This is a genomic window from Candidatus Dormiibacterota bacterium (genome assembly GCA_036495095.1).
In the GTDB taxonomy this organism is placed as follows: domain Bacteria; phylum Chloroflexota; class Dormibacteria; order Aeolococcales; family Aeolococcaceae; genus CF-96.
Map to the genome: position 1 here is coordinate 33,065 of DASXNK010000169.1, position 15,421 is coordinate 48,485.

16 protein-coding genes and 1 tRNA gene are annotated in these 15,421 nt (G+C 76.3%); 8 read left to right on the top strand and 9 right to left on the bottom strand.

From position 1 onward, the window contains the following. Nucleotides 1-219 precede the first annotated feature (219 nt). From cobJ to VGL20_17290, 7 genes are read left to right on the top strand one after another with little or no spacing between them, the layout of a single operon-like run. Entirely contained in the window at nucleotides 220-990 is a 771-nt protein-coding gene (gene cobJ / locus VGL20_17260) for a precorrin-3B C(17)-methyltransferase (GenBank protein HEY2705435.1), read from the top strand. Beyond that, the gene (gene cobT, locus VGL20_17265; GenBank protein HEY2705436.1) at nucleotides 987-2,084 is read left to right on the top strand and encodes a nicotinate-nucleotide--dimethylbenzimidazole phosphoribosyltransferase; all 1,098 of its coding nucleotides are present in this window, start codon (nucleotides 987-989) and stop codon (nucleotides 2,082-2,084) included. Before cobJ ends, cobT begins: the two co-directional genes overlap by 4 nt. Further along, complete coding sequence (gene cobS, locus VGL20_17270) at nucleotides 2,081-2,878, top strand: adenosylcobinamide-GDP ribazoletransferase (GenBank protein HEY2705437.1); 798 nt, start codon at nucleotides 2,081-2,083, stop codon at nucleotides 2,876-2,878. Before cobT ends, cobS begins: the two co-directional genes overlap by 4 nt. Then, entirely contained in the window at nucleotides 2,857-3,810 is a 954-nt protein-coding gene (gene cbiB, locus VGL20_17275; protein HEY2705438.1) for an adenosylcobinamide-phosphate synthase CbiB, read from the top strand. Before cobS ends, cbiB begins: the two co-directional genes overlap by 22 nt. Beyond that, entirely contained in the window at nucleotides 3,807-4,862 is a 1,056-nt protein-coding gene (locus VGL20_17280) for an aminotransferase class I/II-fold pyridoxal phosphate-dependent enzyme (GenBank protein HEY2705439.1), read from the top strand. Before cbiB ends, VGL20_17280 begins: the two co-directional genes overlap by 4 nt. Next, complete coding sequence (locus VGL20_17285; GenBank protein HEY2705440.1) at nucleotides 4,859-6,394, top strand: cobyric acid synthase; 1,536 nt, start codon at nucleotides 4,859-4,861, stop codon at nucleotides 6,392-6,394. Before VGL20_17280 ends, VGL20_17285 begins: the two co-directional genes overlap by 4 nt. Continuing rightward, nucleotides 6,391-6,936 carry a bifunctional adenosylcobinamide kinase/adenosylcobinamide-phosphate guanylyltransferase gene (locus VGL20_17290; protein ID HEY2705441.1) on the top strand — a complete coding sequence of 182 codons (546 nt, stop codon included), beginning with the start codon at nucleotides 6,391-6,393 and terminating at the stop codon, nucleotides 6,934-6,936. The genes VGL20_17285 and VGL20_17290 overlap by 4 nt, the downstream gene beginning before the upstream one ends. Here the strand turns inward: VGL20_17290 and VGL20_17295 are convergent. Both VGL20_17295 and VGL20_17300 read right to left on the bottom strand, forming a co-directional pair. Beyond that, nucleotides 6,917-7,660 (bottom strand): hypothetical protein, encoded by a 744-nt coding sequence (locus VGL20_17295; GenBank protein ID HEY2705442.1) that lies wholly within the window; start codon nucleotides 7,658-7,660, stop codon nucleotides 6,917-6,919. The two genes, VGL20_17290 and VGL20_17295, sit on opposite strands and share 20 nt — an antisense overlap. A 141-nt stretch (nucleotides 7,661-7,801) precedes the next feature. Beyond that, nucleotides 7,802-7,875: transfer RNA gene (locus tag VGL20_17300), tRNA-Val, on the bottom strand. 134 nt (nucleotides 7,876-8,009) lie between these two features. Here VGL20_17300 and VGL20_17305 point away from each other — a divergent pair. Next, entirely contained in the window at nucleotides 8,010-8,777 is a 768-nt protein-coding gene (locus VGL20_17305) for an SDR family NAD(P)-dependent oxidoreductase (protein HEY2705443.1), read from the top strand. Between the two features lie 51 nt (nucleotides 8,778-8,828). On the opposite strand, the gene hypE is transcribed toward VGL20_17305, so the two are convergent. From hypE to hypF, 7 genes are all read right to left on the bottom strand, one after another. Beyond that, nucleotides 8,829-9,872 carry a hydrogenase expression/formation protein HypE gene (hypE, locus tag VGL20_17310; GenBank protein HEY2705444.1) on the bottom strand — a complete coding sequence of 348 codons (1,044 nt, stop codon included), beginning with the start codon at nucleotides 9,870-9,872 and terminating at the stop codon, nucleotides 8,829-8,831. Nucleotides 9,873-9,979: 107 nt separating this feature from the next. Further along, nucleotides 9,980-11,131 (bottom strand): hydrogenase formation protein HypD, encoded by a 1,152-nt coding sequence (gene hypD, locus VGL20_17315; GenBank protein ID HEY2705445.1) that lies wholly within the window; start codon nucleotides 11,129-11,131, stop codon nucleotides 9,980-9,982. Continuing rightward, nucleotides 11,118-11,459 carry a HypC/HybG/HupF family hydrogenase formation chaperone gene (gene hypC, locus VGL20_17320; protein ID HEY2705446.1) on the bottom strand — a complete coding sequence of 114 codons (342 nt, stop codon included), beginning with the start codon at nucleotides 11,457-11,459 and terminating at the stop codon, nucleotides 11,118-11,120. Before hypC ends, hypD begins: the two co-directional genes overlap by 14 nt. Then, nucleotides 11,450-12,124: an SIS domain-containing protein gene (locus VGL20_17325; protein HEY2705447.1), complete on the bottom strand. Its 675-nt coding sequence runs from the start codon at nucleotides 12,122-12,124 to the stop codon at nucleotides 11,450-11,452. Before VGL20_17325 ends, hypC begins: the two co-directional genes overlap by 10 nt. Next, nucleotides 12,121-12,351 carry a HypC/HybG/HupF family hydrogenase formation chaperone gene (locus VGL20_17330; GenBank protein HEY2705448.1) on the bottom strand — a complete coding sequence of 77 codons (231 nt, stop codon included), beginning with the start codon at nucleotides 12,349-12,351 and terminating at the stop codon, nucleotides 12,121-12,123. Before VGL20_17330 ends, VGL20_17325 begins: the two co-directional genes overlap by 4 nt. Further along, nucleotides 12,348-13,004 carry an SIS domain-containing protein gene (locus tag VGL20_17335; GenBank protein ID HEY2705449.1) on the bottom strand — a complete coding sequence of 219 codons (657 nt, stop codon included), beginning with the start codon at nucleotides 13,002-13,004 and terminating at the stop codon, nucleotides 12,348-12,350. The genes VGL20_17330 and VGL20_17335 overlap by 4 nt, the downstream gene beginning before the upstream one ends. Then, a complete protein-coding gene (gene hypF / locus VGL20_17340; protein HEY2705450.1) occupies nucleotides 13,001-15,367 on the bottom strand; it encodes a carbamoyltransferase HypF in 2,367 nt (788 codons plus the stop codon). The genes VGL20_17335 and hypF overlap by 4 nt, the downstream gene beginning before the upstream one ends. Nucleotides 15,368-15,421: the final 54 nt, after the last annotated feature.

Below are 15,421 nucleotides of genomic sequence, written 5' to 3' on the forward strand. Positions count from 1 at the left end.
GTGGCCGACCGCGGGCGGGCACGCCTATCCCCCGGTCCGGGTGATCTTTTCCCTCCCCCGGACGCGCTACGATCCCGTGACCCTCGCCGTTCGTGTCAAGCCGGTCGAAGTCCGGCGCAGTCGCGCTACCGTGGCCGCCCCCGACCCCGGGGGCGGGAGCCGGAAAACCAGCGGTGCAGGACCAGCTCGCGGCACCTCCGCGCCAGGGGAAGAGTTGGGATGAGCGCCAGCGGCCGTCTCGCCATCGTCGGGCTGGGTCCCGGCGATGCCGGCTACCTGTGCGAGCGCGCCCGCCCGGCGCTCGCCGCCGCCGACGTGGTCATCGCCTACGCCCCGTACTGCGACCGGGTGAGCGCCCTGCTCCCCGGGGTCCCGGTCGAGCCCTGGCCGATCGGCGCCGAGGCCGAGCGCGCCGCCGACGCCGCCCGGCGCGCCCAGGCCGGGGCCTCGGTGGCGGTGGTGAGCAGCGGCGACGCCGGCGTCTACGGGATGGCCGGGCTCTGCCTCGAGGCGCTCTACGAGCTCGGTTGGGACGGGCGCACCGCCCCCGAGCTGGAGATCGTGCCCGGGGTGACCGCCGCCCTCGCCGCCGCCGCCCGGCTGGGGGCGCCGCTGGCGGTCGACTTCGCCTGCATCAGCCTCTCCGACCTGCTCGTCCCCTGGGAGCTGATCGAGCGGCGGCTGAGCGCGGTCGGCGCCGGCGACCTCGCCGTCGCCCTCTACAACCCCCGCAGCCGGGCCCGGCCCCACGCCCTCGGCCGCGCCCTCGACGTGCTCCGCGCCCATCGCGACCCGGCCACCCCGGCCGCCATGGTCCACGACGCCTGCCGTCCCGGCGAGCGGGTGGAGATCGGCGAGCTCGGCAGCCTGGTCGCCGAGGAGGCCTCCATGGACACCCTGGTGCTGATCGGCTGCTCCTCCACCCGCCGGCTGGGCCGGCACCTCGTCACCCTGCGCCCCCGCCGCCGCCGCGAGGCGGAGCGGTCGTGAGCGCCCTCGACGACGCGCTGAGGGACATCACCGCCCCCGACGCCGCCGCCGCGGAGGCCGCCCGCCGCCACCAGGACGACCTCACCAAGCCGCCCGGAAGCCTCGGCCGGCTCGAGGAGCTCGCCGTCCTGCTCGCCGCCGTCCGCGGCCGCGACGCGGTCCGCCTGGGGGAGTGCGCGGTGCTGATCTGCGCCGCCGACCACGGGGTCACCGGGCGCGGGGTCAGCGCCTACCCGGCGGAGGTGACCGCGCAGATGGTGGGCAACTTCCTCTCCGGCGGGGCGGCGATCAACGTCATCGCCCGCGCCGCCGGCGCCCGGGTGCTGGTGCTCGACGCCGGCGTCGCCGCCGACCTCCCCGACCACCCCCGGCTGCTCGCCCGCAAGGTGCGCCGGGGCAGCGGGGACATCGTCGACAGCCCGGCGATGAGCCGGGACGAGGCCCGCGCCGCGCTGGAGGCGGGGGTCGAGGCGGTGTGGGGGCTCGCCGCCGAGGGGGTCGAGGCGCTGGCGGTGGGGGACATGGGCATCGGCAACACCACCGCGGCGAGCGCGGTGGTCGCCGCCATCACCGGCCGGCCCGCCGCCGAGGTGGTGGGCCGGGGCACCGGGGTCGACGACGCCGGGCTGGCACGCAAGCGCGAGGCGGTGGCGGCGGCGGTGCTGCGGGCCGGCGCCGACCCTGCCGACGGCCTCGGGGTGCTCGCCGAGGTGGGCGGGCTGGAGCTCGCCGCGATCGCCGGGGCGGTGATCGGCGCCGCCTCGCGCCGGATGCTCTGCGTCCTCGACGGCCACCCCGCCACCGCCGCCGCCCTCGCCGCCGCCCTGATCGCCCCCGGCGCCCTCGCCTACTGCGTCGCCGGCCACCGCTCCGCCGAGCGCGGCCACGGCGTCGCCCTCGAGCACCTCGGCCTCCGTCCCCTGCTCGACCTCGACCTCCGCCTCGGCGAGGGCAGCGGCGCCACCCTCGCCCTCCATCTCGTCCGGGTGGCGGCGGCGCTGAGCGCGGAGATGGCCACCTTCTCCTCGGCGGGGGTGAGCGGGCCCGCCGTCGCCGGCGCCGAGGCCGGCGCCGAGGCCGCGCCCGCGCCGTGACCGCCGAGCTGCCGGCCGGCCCCGGCATCGTGCCCCGCCGCTCGGCCGCCGGCCGGCTGGGATCGGTCGCCGCCGGCGCCCTGGCCGCGCTCGGCCTGCTCACCGTGGCGCCGCTGCCCCGGCTCGCCCACCGGCCCCCCTCCGCCGCCACCCTGGCCGGCTTCGCCGGGGCCGGGCTGCTGCTCGGCGGGGCGCTGGCGGGGCTGGAGGCCGCGCTCGCCCCCGTGCTCCCCCCGGCGCCGCGCGCCGCGCTGCTCCTCGCCGCCCTCGCCGTGCTCAGCGGCGGCATCCACCTCGACGGCCTCGCCGACTGCGCCGACGGGCTCTTCGGCGGGCACACCCCGGAGGAGCGGCTGGCGATCATGCGGGACAGCCGCACCGGCGGCTTCGGGCTGGCGGCGGTGGTGCTGGTGGTGCTCGTCGAGTACGCCGCCCTCGGTGCCCTCGGCGGCCCCCGGCTGCAGGTCCTGGTGGTGGCGGTGGCCGCCTCGAGGACGGCCACGGCGGTGGCCCTGGCGATCTCGATCCCCGCTCGGAGCGAGGGGCTGGGATACGCCTACGCGGTTCCCCGGCGCGCCGTCGGGGCGGTGGTGGCGGTGGCGGTGACCGCGGCGGCCGCGTTCCTGCTGCTCGGGGGACGCGGCCTGATCGCTGCGGCGACGACCCTGCTGGTCGCCCCCGCGATGGCCGCGCTGGTCCGGCACCGGGTGGGCGGGATGACCGGCGACGCCTACGGCGCGGTCGCCGAGCTGGGCCTGGCGGTGGCGCTGCTGTGCCTGTGCGCGCGGCCCTGATCCGCCCCTGCGGGGTGGGGGTGCTGGGGCTCGCCCTGGCCGTCGACGCGGCCCTCGGCGAGCCTCCGGAGGCGCTCCACCCGGTGGTGTGGATGGGCCGCGGGGTGAGCCTGCTGGTGCCCGAGGACGGGCCCGCGGCGGGCGCCGGCACCCTGCTCCGGGGGGTCGCGGTGGCCGCCGGCGGAGGGGTGCTCGCGGCGGCGGCGGGGGGGCTCGCCGGCGCCGCCAGCGCCCGTGCCGGCGCCCTGCTCGGCGGCGCCCTGGAGGCGGTGGCGCTCTCGTCCCAGCTCGCCCTGGGCGCGCTCGTCGACGCCGCCCGCCGGGTGGCGGCGGCGCTCGAGGCGGGCGACGAGGCCGGCGCCCGGCACCACCTGCCCTGGCTGGTGGGCCGCGACCTCGAGGGTCTGGACATCCCCCTGCTCGCCTCCGCCGCGGTCGAGTCGCTCGCCGAGAACCTCTCCGACGCGGTGGTCGCGCCGCTGCTCTACGCCCGCCTCGGCGGCCTCGCCGCCGCCGCCCTCCACCGCTTCGCCAACACCGCCGACGCCGCCGTCGGCCACCGCGACCGCCACCGCCTCGGCGGTCGCGCCGCCGCCCGGCTCGACGACGTGCTCGGCCTGGTCCCGGCACGGCTCAGCGCCCTGCTCATCGCCGCCGGCGCCCCCGCCGCTCAGGGATCGCCGGCGGCGGCGCTGGGCTGCTGGTGGAGCGACCGCGCCGCCACCGCCAGCCCCAACTCGGGCCACCCGATGGCGGCGATGGCGGGGGCGCTGGGGGTGCGCCTGGAGAAGCGGGGTCACCACCGCCTCAACCCCGGCGGCCGGCCCTGCCGCCCCGCCGACGTGGAGCGAGCGGTGGCCGTGGTCCGCGCCGCCACCCTGGGGGCGGTGGCGGTCTGCGCGCTGCCGCCGCGTCCGGGGCGGCGGCGGTGACCCGCCCCGGGGGGAGACCGCACCCCTGGCTGGACACGGTGGCGGGGGTGCCCCATGGCGGCGCCGCGGCCGCGGGTCTGCTCGACCTCAGCGCCTCGCTCGCCCCGCTGGGGCCGTCGCCGGCGGCGCTCGCGGCCGCCCGCGACGCCGACCCCACCCGCTACCCCAGCCCCGACGCCGGCCCGCTGGTGGTGGCGGCGGCGGAGCTGCTCGGCGTCGACCCCGAGCGGGTGGTGGCCGGGCCGGGAGCCGCGGACCTGCTGCTGCGCGCCGCCCTCGCCCACCTCCGTCCCGGGGACACCGTGCTGGTGGTCGGCCCCTGCTTCGGCGAGTACCGGCGCGCCGCCGCCGCCTGCGGAGCCCGGACGGTGGCCTGGGAGGCCGACCCCGGCGACGGCTTCGCCCTCGACACCGGCGCCGTCGCCGCCGCCGCCCGGCGCGCCGGCGCGGTGCTGGGGATCCTCGCCCGGCCGCAGAACCCCACCGGGGTGCTCAGCCCCGCGACCGCGATCGCCGAGCTGGCGGCGGCCACCCCGGGGGCGACCTGGCTGGTCGACGAGGCCTTCATCGGCCTCTGCGACGACCCGAGCTCGACCGCGGGCGGCGAGGCGGTGACGGTGCGCTCGCTCACCAAGGAGCTGGCCCTGGCCGGGCTCCGGGTGGGGGTCGCCGACGCCCCGCCGGCGGTGGCCCGGGCGCTGCGGGCGCTGGCCCCTCCGTGGTGCGTGTCGGCGCCGGCGATCGCCGCGGCCGTCGCCGGGCTCGCCGACCGGGGCCACCGCGACGCCACCCTGGCGGCGGTCCGCCGCGGCCGCGCCGCGCTCACCGCCGCGCTGCGCGACCGCGGGCTGCACGTGGCCGACGCCGCCGCCAACTACGTCTGCGCCGAGGTCGGCGACGCCGCCGGGTTCTGCGCCGTCCTCGCCGCCTCCGGGGTGGTGGCCCGCGACTGCGCCGACCTCCGGCTGCCCGGCTGGGTGCGGCTGGCGGTGCCTCCGCCCGCCGCGCTCGAGCGGGTGCTCGCCGCCGTCGGCGCGGCGGTGCGGCGGTGAGCCCGGGGGCCCGGACGCTGATGATCCAGGGCACCGCCTCGGGGGTGGGCAAGAGCCTGCTGGTGGCCGCGATCTGCCGGCTGCTCCGCCGCCAGGGCCTCGAGGTGCGCCCCTTCAAGGCCCAGAACATGGCCCTCAACGCCGCGGTCACCGCCGACGGCGGCGAGGTGGGACGCGCCCAGGCGCTCCAGGCCCTGGCCTGCGGGGTCGACGTCACCCGGGCGATGAATCCGATCCTGCTCAAGCCCGAGGGCGACCGCAGCGCCCAGCTGGTGGTCGACGGCGAGGTGGTGGGGCGGATGGACGCCGCCGCCTACCACGCCCTCAAGCCGCGCCTCTGGCCGGTGGTCACGGCGGCCCTCGACCGCCTCCGCGCCGAGTGCGACGTCGTCGTCATCGAGGGCGCGGGCAGCCCGGCCGAGGTCAACCTCCGCGACCGCGACATCGTGAACATGCGGGTCGCCGCCCACGCCGAGGCGCCGGTGCTCCTCGCCGGCGACATCGACCGCGGCGGGGTGTTCGCGGCCCTCCTCGGCACCCTCGCGCTGCTCCGCCCCGCCGAGCGCCGCCGGGTGGCGGGCCTGCTGGTGAACAACTTCCGCGGCGATCCGGATCTCTTCGAGAACGGCGCCGCCTTCCTCGAGCGCCGCTCCCGGCTGCCCCTGCTCGGGGTGATCCCGCACGTCGAGGGGCTGCGCCTGGCCCAGGAGGACTCGCTGGGGCTGGCGGCGATGAACGGGTCCGGCGGCGCCGCGGCGGCGATCGACGTCGCCCTCGTCGGCCTGCCCCGGATCAGCAACTTCGACGACTGCGACCCGCTGCTCCGCGAGCCCGGGGTGGGCGTCCGCCTGGTCGACCGCGGCGACCGGCTCGGCGACCCCGACCTGGTGGTGCTGCCCGGCACCAAGACCAGTCGCGCCGACCTCGAGGTGGCCCGCGCCCGCGGCCTCGACACCGCGCTGCGGGCGGCGCGGCGGCGCGGCACCGCGGTGCTCGGCATCTGCGGGGGGATGCAGCTGCTCGGCCGCGGCGTCGACGACCCCGACGGCGCCGACGCCGCCCCCGGCAGCTCGGCCGGCTTCGGGCTGCTGCCCACGGCGACGCGGATGTCCGCGGACAAGGTGGTGCGCCGGGTCGCCGGCGAGGTGCGACCGCTGCCCGGTCTGCTGGCGGGTGCCGCCGGGCTGCCGGTGCGCGGCTACGAGATCCACACCGGCCGCACCCCGGCGCGGCGGGCGCCGTTGCGGCTCTGGCCGGAGGCCGGCGGCGCCGTCTGGGAGGACGGCTCCACCAGCCCCGACGGCTGGGTGGTGGGCACCCACCTCCACGGCCTCCTCGACGAGCCGGGGCTGCGCCGGGCGCTGCTCAGCGCGGTCGCCCGGCGGCGGGGACGCCGCTGGCGGCCGGGTCCGCCGGGCCCCGGTCCCGAGGCCGAGCTCGACCGCCTCGCCGACGCCGTCGGCGCGGCCCTCGACATGGGCCGCCTCGACGCGATCATCCACGGTGTGATCGGAGGAGGAGTGCCGAGATGAGGCAGCGGACCCGCACCCCGCTGCTGCTCGTGCTCGGTGGCGCCCGCAGCGGCAAGAGCGCCTATGCCGAGGCCCGGGTCGCCGAGGCCTGCGGGGACGAGGTGCTCTACGTCGCCACCCTGCTCACCGACGACGCCGGCGACGGCCGCATCGCCGCCCACCGGAAGCGGCGGCCGGCCGCCTGGACCACCACCTCGGTCGACAACCGCGGGAACATCGTCAACGCCGTGTGCGAACGCGCCCGCCGCAGCGGCCTGCTCCTCGACGGCTTCGAGCTCGCCCTCGCCCTGGCACGGCCGGCGAGCGACGCCGCCGCTCGCACCTTCGCCACCCGCTCCGCGTCGGCCTGCCGCGCCACCACCGCCGACCTCGTCTGCCTGGTCTGCAGCGAGGTGGGGCTGGGCGTCCACCCCGAGACCGAGGCGGGGAACACCTTCCGCGACCGCGCCGGAGCCGCCAACCAGGCGCTCGCCGCGATCGCCGACGAGGTGGTGCTGGTGGTCGCCGGGCTGCCGCTCTGGCTCAGGGGCGGGCCCGGGTGAGCGACCTGGCGTCGGCGGTCGCGCGGGTGCCCGCAACCTGCGGCGAGCTGCTCCAGGGGGTGGACCGCCGGGGGCCGGTGCTGGTGTCGCTCCCGGTCGAGCGGGCCGGCACCGTCGAGGTGGTCCTGGTCGAGGAGCCGGGGCTCCGGGTCGAGCCCGATCGCCCCCGCGCCCGGGCGGCGCTGCGCCTGGCCCTCGACGCCTGCGGGTGGAGGGGTGGGGCGCGGGTGCGGCTCGGTGCCGAGGTGCCCGCCGGCCGGGGCCTGGGCTCGAGCACGGTCGACGTCGCCGGAGTGCTCTGCGCCACCGCCGCCGCCGCCGGGTGCGGGCTCGACCCCGCCCGCCTGATGACCCTCGCCACCGCGGTGGAGCCCAGCGACACCAGCCCGCTCGCCGGCCTGTGGGCGGTCGACCACGTCCACGGCGGCCGGCTCCGGCACCTCGGCCCCGCCCCGACCGCCTGGGTCGCCGTGGTCGACGGCGGCGGGACGGTCGACACCGTCGCTCTCCACGAGCGGGCGGGAGCGGGCCCGCCGCTGCCCCCGGGCACCCTGGAGGCGCTCGCCGCCGCGGTGGCCGCGGGCGACCTCGACGCCGTCGGCGCCCTGGCCACCGCCTCGGCGCGCCGCAACCAGTGGAGGCTGCCCCATCCCGCCCTCGACGCCGCCCTCGCCGTGGCCGCCGGGACCGGCGCCGCCGGCGTCTGCGCCGCCCACAGCGGCACCCTGCTCGGGCTGCTCTGCGGCTCCGCCGAGCAGGCCCGCCGCGCCGCCGCACATCTCCGCGACCGCGGCTGGCCGGCCTCGGTCGACCGCGTCTCCGCACCGGGGGTGACGGTCCAGGATGTGCAACCGACGGTACAGAGTGGTCAGCGGGGGACTCGAACCCTCGACCTCGCGGATGTGAACCGCGCGCTCTAACCAACTGAGCTAGCTGACCCTGCCGCCCCGGCGAGGCGCGATTGTACCGTCGAGTGCGGGGCGGAAGGGCGTTTGCGTACGCTGTGACACCGGCCGGCGGCCCGACCGGCCGGGGGAGGGGTGACCCGCTCACCCCGGGGGAGGATCGCTGCTGTGGACGTCACCGGCTCCGTCGCGCTGATCACCGGGGGGGCCTCCGGGCTCGGCGCCGCCACCGCCCAGCGGCTCGCCGGTGCGGGGGCGACCGTGGTCATCCTCGATCTGCCCGGCAGCGCCGGCGCCGACCTCGCCGCGACCCTGCCCCACGGCGCCCGCTTCGTCCCCGCCGACGTCACCGACGCCGAGGCGGTGGCCGGCGCCGTCGCCACCGCCGCCGGGCTCGGCGAGCTCCGCGTGCTGGTCTGCTGCGCGGGGGTCGGCCCGCCCGCCAAGGTGGTCGGCCGCGACGGCACCCCGATGCCGCTCCAGCACTTCACCCGCATCCTCGAGATCAACCTGGTCGGCACCTTCAACGCGGTCCGGCTGGCGGCGGCGCGGATGGTCGCCAACCCGCCGAACGACGACGGCGAGCGCGGCGTCGTGGTGATGACCTCCTCGATCGCCGCGTACGACGGCCAGATCGGGCAGGTGGCCTACTCGGCGAGCAAGGGGGGCATCGTGGGCATGACCCTGCCCCTGGCCCGCGACCTCTCCCGCGACGGCGTGCGCGTCGTCACCATCGCTCCCGGCACCTTCGACACCCCGCTGCTCGCCGGCGCCCCCCAGAACGTCCGCGACGCCCTCGGCGCCGCGGTGCCCTTCCCCTCCCGGCTGGGGCGGCCCGAGGAGTACGGCGCGCTGGTGGAATGCATCGTCGGCAACGCGATGCTCAACGGCGAGGTCATCCGCCTCGACGGCGCGATGCGGATGCCCCCGCGCTGAGGCTCAGCAGGCGCGGGTCTCGAGGCGCAGAAGCACCCTCCGGCGACGGCCTCAGCAGATGCGCGGGAGCGGGTCTCCGATGAGCATGTCGACGACCCGGGTGCCGCCGAAGCCGGTGCGGATGAACACCATCCCCTCCGGCTCCTCGCGGACCTCGCCGATCCGCGCCGCCTCCGCGCCCTCGGGGAGCGACCGCATCAGCTCGAGCGCGCGCTCGGCGTCGGCCGCGGCGACGATGGCGACCAGCACCCCCTCGTTGGCGATGTAGAGCGGCTCGATGCCGAGGATCTCGGCGACCCCCCGCACCTGGTCGTGGACGGGGAGGTCGTCCTCGTCGATGGCCACCGCGAGCCCCGCCTGCTGGGCGATCTCGTTGAGCACGGTGGCGACGCCGCCACGGGTGGCATCGCGCATGAAGTGGACGTCGACCCCGGCGTCGAGAAGGGTGGAGACCAGCCTCCAGAGCGGCTGGGTGTCGCTGTGCAGCGACTCGGCCTCGAGGTCGACGTCGCCGCGGGCCAGCATCACGGTGCTGCCGTGGTCGCCGATCGCGCCGTTGAGCAGCACCACGTCGCCGGGCCGGATCCGCCCGAACCCGAGGCGCTGGGGCTCGCGGACCAGCCCCACCCCGGTGGTGGTGATGAAGAGCTGGTCGGCCTTGCCCCGGGGCACCACCTTGGTGTCGCCGGTCACGATCGAGACCCCGGCGCGGTCGGCGGCGGCCCGCATCGACTCCACCACCCGGCGCAGCAGGCCGATGTCGAGCCCCTCCTCGAGGATGAACGCCGCCGAGAGGCAGAGCGGCTGAGCGCCGCCCACGGCGAGGTCGTTGACGGTGCCGTTCACCGCCAGCTCGCCGATGTCGCCCCCGGGGAAGAACAGCGGGCTGACCACGAAGGAGTCGGTGCTCATCGCCAGCCGGGCGCCGTCGAGCCCGGGGATGGTCAGCTGGGCGTTGTCACCGAGCTGGTCGAGGAGCGGGTTGCTGAGCACGTCGGCGAACAGCGCGGTCACCAGCGTGTGACTCGACTTGCCGCCGGCGCCGTGGCTCATGGTGATCGTGGACTCGCGCAGCGACGGCTTGCGCTTGCGCATCTCGGCGATCCGGGCCAGGACGCGTTGCTCCGGATCGGCGATGCGCGCCGTCGCCGCGCGGATGGCGGCGCCCGTCCCCGAACGTGGCGCCGCCTCCTCCTCGCCCATCAGCCGCGGTCCCCGTTGGCCGCGGCACCGGCGAGCACACGCTCACGCTCGCGGGAGCGCGAGTAGCGACCGAAGTTGTAGTAGGCCGCGCAGGCGCCCTCGCTCGACACCATGCAGGTGCCGATCGGGGTCTCGGGGGTGCAGGCGGTGCCGAACACCTTGCACTCCCAGGGCTTGAGCACCCCCTTGAGGACCTCGCCGCACTGGCACGCCTTGGGATCGGCCACCCGCACCCCCGGCACGGTGAAGATCTTCTCGGCGTCGAACTCGGCGAACTCGTCGCGAAGCTGCAGGGCGCTCTGGCTGATGAACCCGAGACCGCGCCACTCGAAGTGGGGGCGGATGGAGAAGACCCTGCCGAGCACCTCGAGCGACTTCGCATTGCCGTCGTCGTGGACGACGCGCTTGTACTGGTTCTCGACCTCGCAGCGACCCTCGAGGATCTGGCGCATCACCATGTGCACGCCCTGGAGGATGTCGAGCGGCTCGAAGCCCACCACCACGACCGGCTTGTTGTAGGTCTGGGTGACGAACTCGTAGGGGCGGATGCCGACCACCGAGGAGACGTGCCCGGGGCCGAGGAAGCCGTCGAGCCGAAGGTCCGGCGAATCGAGGATCGCCTTCATCGGCGGGATGATGGTGACGTGGTTGCAGAAGACCGAGAAGTTCTTCACCCCCTCGGCCTTGGCGTGCAGCAGGGTGAGCGCGGTCGACGGCGCGGTGGTCTCGAAGCCGATCGCGTAGAACACGACCTTGCGATCGGGGTTGTCCCTGGCGATCTTCAGCGCGTCGAGCGGCGAATACACCATGCGCACGTCGGCGCCCTCGGCCTTGGCGTCGAGCAGGCTGCCGTTGCCGCCGGGGACGCGCATCAGGTCGCCGAAGCAGGTGAAGATCACCTCGGGGTTGCGGGCCAGGGCGATGCCGTCGTCGAGGCGTCCCATCGGGATCACGCAGACCGGGCAGCCGGGCCCGTGGACCAGCTCGACGTTGCTCGGCAGCAGGTCCTCGATGCCGTACTTGAAGATCGTGTGGGTGTGACCGCCGCACACCTCCATGATCTTCCAGTGCCTGTCACCGGACTCCTCGGCGATCTTCGCGCCCAGCGCGCGCGCCAGGTCGGCGTCGCGGAACTCGTCAGCGAACTTCATGGACGGCGACCTCCGGTGTCACGGTGAGAACAGTTCCGTCCGGTGCCGACAGGTCGAGTGACATCGATTCTCCGATCGCCTGCAGCTCCTCCTGGTAGGCGGAGCCCATCTCGCCGAGGATCCTCAGCTGGTCCTTCGCCTCCTCCTCGCTCACCCTGCTGAGCGCGAAGCCGACGTGCACGAGCACGTAGTCACCCGGCTCGCAGGCATCAGGACCCACCAGCAGGAGTGTGTTGACCCGCCGCTGCACGCCGCCCAGCTCGACCTTTCCGAACATGCGGTCCTCGTCGAGATACTCGACGAGGCGCGCGGGAATGGCTAGGCACATGCCGGTTCCTCCATGTATCGCTGCACCAGCTCCCAGAGAACGTGGTACAGCGTGGTCTGCACCTCCTGGATGCGGTGGACACTGCTGCTTCGCACCACGAAGCAATGGTCGAGCGTGGCGTCGCGAGCCATCCTGCCGCCGTCGTAGCCGGCGATGCCCACGGTGAGCATGCCGCGGCGGTGCGCCTCCTGCGACCCACGCAGAATGTTCTCGGAGTTGCCGCTCGTCGACACCCCCACCACCACGTCGCCGGGCCGGCCCAGGGCGATGACCTGGCGGAGGAAGACGTCGTCGAAGCTGACGTCGTTGGCCACCGCGGTGACCACGGCGACGTCGTTGGTGAGCGAGAGGGCGGGGATCGGGCGGTGCCCGACCGGCGGGAGCAGGAACTCCGCGACCATGTCGGCGGCGGCGGTCGCGCTGCCCCCGTTGCCGCAGCACAGCAGCCTGCCCCCGGCGGCGAACCGCGCCGCCATCGCCGCCGCGCAGACGACGATCTCGTCCTCGGACTCGGCGAGCATGCGCGTGCGCAGCCGGTTGCTCTCCGCCGACTTCTCGCGCGGCGCCACCGCCAGCTCCTCGAGGACCGCGGCGGACGCCGACGGCTGGGGGCTCAGCATCGGGTAGAGCAGCTGCGAGAAGGCGTCGCGGCCGGTGTCGCTCATGTCGTCCGCGCTCCCGCCTTCTCGCCGATCTGCAGGGCCACGCCGCCGTGGACCAGCACGGTGTCGCCGACCTCGACGCCGTCGACGAGCTCGATCGACACCTCCGCCGGCCGGCCGGCCTCCAGGCCGCGCGCGGTGGTGCCGTCCTCGCTCACCCAGTCCACCAGCACCGGGAAGAGGGCGTCGGCGCAGGTGATGCAGATCTCGTCGTGGCAGGGCTCGGTCACGACCGTCCTCCCGCGGTCGGGGCGGTGCCGATGCCCCGGTGGTTGAGGATGATGTGCACCAGCTCCCAGAGGATGTGGTACGTCGCCAGGTGGAGCTCCTGGGCCACCAGCGGGTGGGGCTCCTCGACCTCGAAGACGTGGTCGGCGGCCACGGTGCCGTCGTCGGGGCCGTCGAGCAGGGCGATGGTGAGCATGCCCTTCGCACGGGCCGCGTCGAGCCCGCGGGTCACCGCCGGCGAGGCGGGCAGGTCGGCGAAGGCGAGGGCGATGTCTCCGGCGCCCCCGAGCACCTCCAGCTGGTGGGAGAACACCGAGTCACGGTCGCCGCCGAGCAGGATGCCGGTGACGGTGGCGGAGTCGGTGGTGAGCGAGAGCGCGGGGAGGGCCCGGCAGCCGGGGAGGGCGGGGTGGACGTACTCGACCGAGTTGTGCTGGGCGTCGGTGGCGCGCAGCCCGCTCCCGAAGATCAGCAGGGTGCCGCCGTCGAAGAAGCGGTCGGCCATCGCCGAGGCGCAGGCGGCCACCGCCGGGGCGTGGCTCGCGAAGAAGCTCTCGGAGGCGCGCATGCTGTGGGCGAAGCGCTCGCGCACCATCGCCCGGGCGGCGTCGTGGCCGCCGGGGCGCTCCCCATCGTGGCGCTGCTGGGCGATCATCCCGCCACCACCGCCGCCGCCGGCGCCCGGCGCGACCGCGCCGCCGCCACCAGCGCCTGGCCCAGGCTGATGCCCCCATCGTTGGCCGGAACGAACCGGTTGCTGTAGACCTCGAGCCCGGCGTCGCGGAGGAGGGCGTCGACCCGCTCCAGCAGCAGCGCGTTCTGGAAGACGCCGCCGCTCAGCGCCACCCGGCGCAGGCCGGTCTCGGTGGAGAGCCGGCGGCAGGCGGCGGTCACCGCCGCGGCCAGGGTCTCGTGGAAGCGGGCGGCGAGCAGCTCCACCGGCACACCGGCGAGCCGGTCGGCGACCAGCCGCCGGATCAGCTCGAGGGTGTCGATGCGCAATGGTTCGCCCTGCATCCCCACAGGGTAGCGCCCGGCGTCCCTCGGGTCGATGCCGCTCGCGAGGGACTCGAGGCGCATCGCAGCCTCGGCCTCGAAGCTGGAGTGGTGGGCGACCCCGAGCAGGCTGGCGACGGCGTCGAAGAGCCGCCCCGCGCTGGTGCTCAGCGGCGCCGCGGTGGGGCTGGCGGCGACGCGCACCACCAGCCGCCAGCGCCGCGCGTCCGGGGCGCCCTCGCCGCCGAACCACTCCGGCGGTGTCTCGCCCGCCAGCCCGGCGGCGCAGAGATAGGCGGCGGCCATCCGCCAGCCCTCGCGCGCGCACAGGTCGCCGCCGGGCTGCCGGACTGCAAGCAGGTGCCCGGCGCGCTCGAAGTGAGCCTCGTCACACAGCAGGAACTCGCCGCCCCAGATGCCGCCGTCGGTGCCGTGCCCGACGCCGTCGAAGGCGACCCCCAGCAGCCGTCCGCGGAGCCCGTGCTCGGCCATCACGCTGGCGATGTGGGCGTGGTGGTGCTGCACCCTCACCGGCTCGCCCACGCCCCATTCCGCGGCCCGGCTCTCCGCCAGCGTGGTCGAGGCGTAGTCGGGATGCAGGTCGCACGCGACCACCTGGGGATGCGCCCCGAAGAGCCGCAGGCAGGTGGTCAGCGACTCCTCGTGGTGGCGCAGGGTCAGCGGGTGGTCGAGGTCGCCGATGTGGGGGCCGACGAAGGCGTCGCCGCCGCGGAGCACGCAGAACGTGTTCTTGAGGTGAGCGCCGAGGGCGAGCACCTCGATCTCGCGCTCCTCGAGCGGCGCCGGCAGGGGACAGTGGCCGCGGGCGCGGCGCACCAGCCGCTCCTCGCCGGCGACCACGCGGGCGACCGAGTCGTCGTAGCGGGCGTGGATGTCGCGGTCGTGGAGGAGGAAGAGGTCGGCGATACCGGCGAGCCGGCCCAGCGCCTCGTCGTTGTCCTTCGCGATCGGCTCCTCGCTGAGGTTGCCACTGGTCATCACCAGCGGACGCCCGGTGTCGCCGAGCAGCAGGTGGTGGAGCGGGGTGTAGGGGAGCATCAGCCCCAGCTCGGACACCCCCGGGGCGACCCCGCCGGCGACCGCGCCGGCCCCGGGACGGCGCCGCAGCAGCAGCACCGGCCGCGCCGTGCCCTCCAGGATGGCGGCCTCGGTGTCGCTCACCTCGCAGAGCTCGCGGGCCACCGCGAGGTCGGCGACCATCACCGCGAAGGGCTTGGCGGGACGGTGCTTGCGCTCGCGCAGCCGCGCCACCGCACCCTCGTCGGTGGCGTCGCAGGCGAGCTGGAAGCCGCCCAGGCCCTTGAGCGCGATCACCTCGCCACCGGCCAGCGCCGCCGCGGCGAGGCGCAGCGCATCAGCGTCGACGGCGACCCCGGCGGCGTCCGTCAACCACAGCCGGGGACCGCAGCGGGGGCAGGCGATCGGCTGGGCGTGGAAGCGGCGGTCGGCGGGGTCGTCGTACTCGGCGCGGCACTCGGCGCACATCGGGAAGTGGCGCATCGTGGTGCGCGGCCGGTCGTAGGGCAGGCTCTCGATGATGGTGAAGCGGGGCCCGCACGCGGTGCAGTTGGTGAACGGGTAGCGGTGACGCCGCTGGGCCGGGTCGAGGATCTCGGCGAGGCAGTCGGAGCAGGTCGCGGCGTCCGGGGACACCGGCTGGTACTCGCCCTCGACGGCGCGGCTCTCGACGATGCGGAAGCCGTCCTCGCCGAGCAGGTCGAGGTCGGCGCTCTCGACCGCGGTGATGCGCGCCAGCCGGGGCGGCCGGGTGCGCAGCTCGTCGACGAAGGCGTCGACGGCGGCGGGCGGGCCCTCGACCTCGATGAGCACGGCGCCCGAGGTGTTGCACACCGTCCCGGCGAGCCGGTGGCGGTGGGCGAGCTCCCACACGAAGGGCCGGAACCCGACCCCCTGCACCACTCCGCGGACGCGCAGGCGTCGCCGCACGCACGCCGAAGCGCCGCACACCGGGGACGTGATCCGCGCCGTCACCGCCTGCATCGATCGCCCCTCGGCCCAGGAGGAGGGGGCGGACACGCCACCGGTGGTGACGTG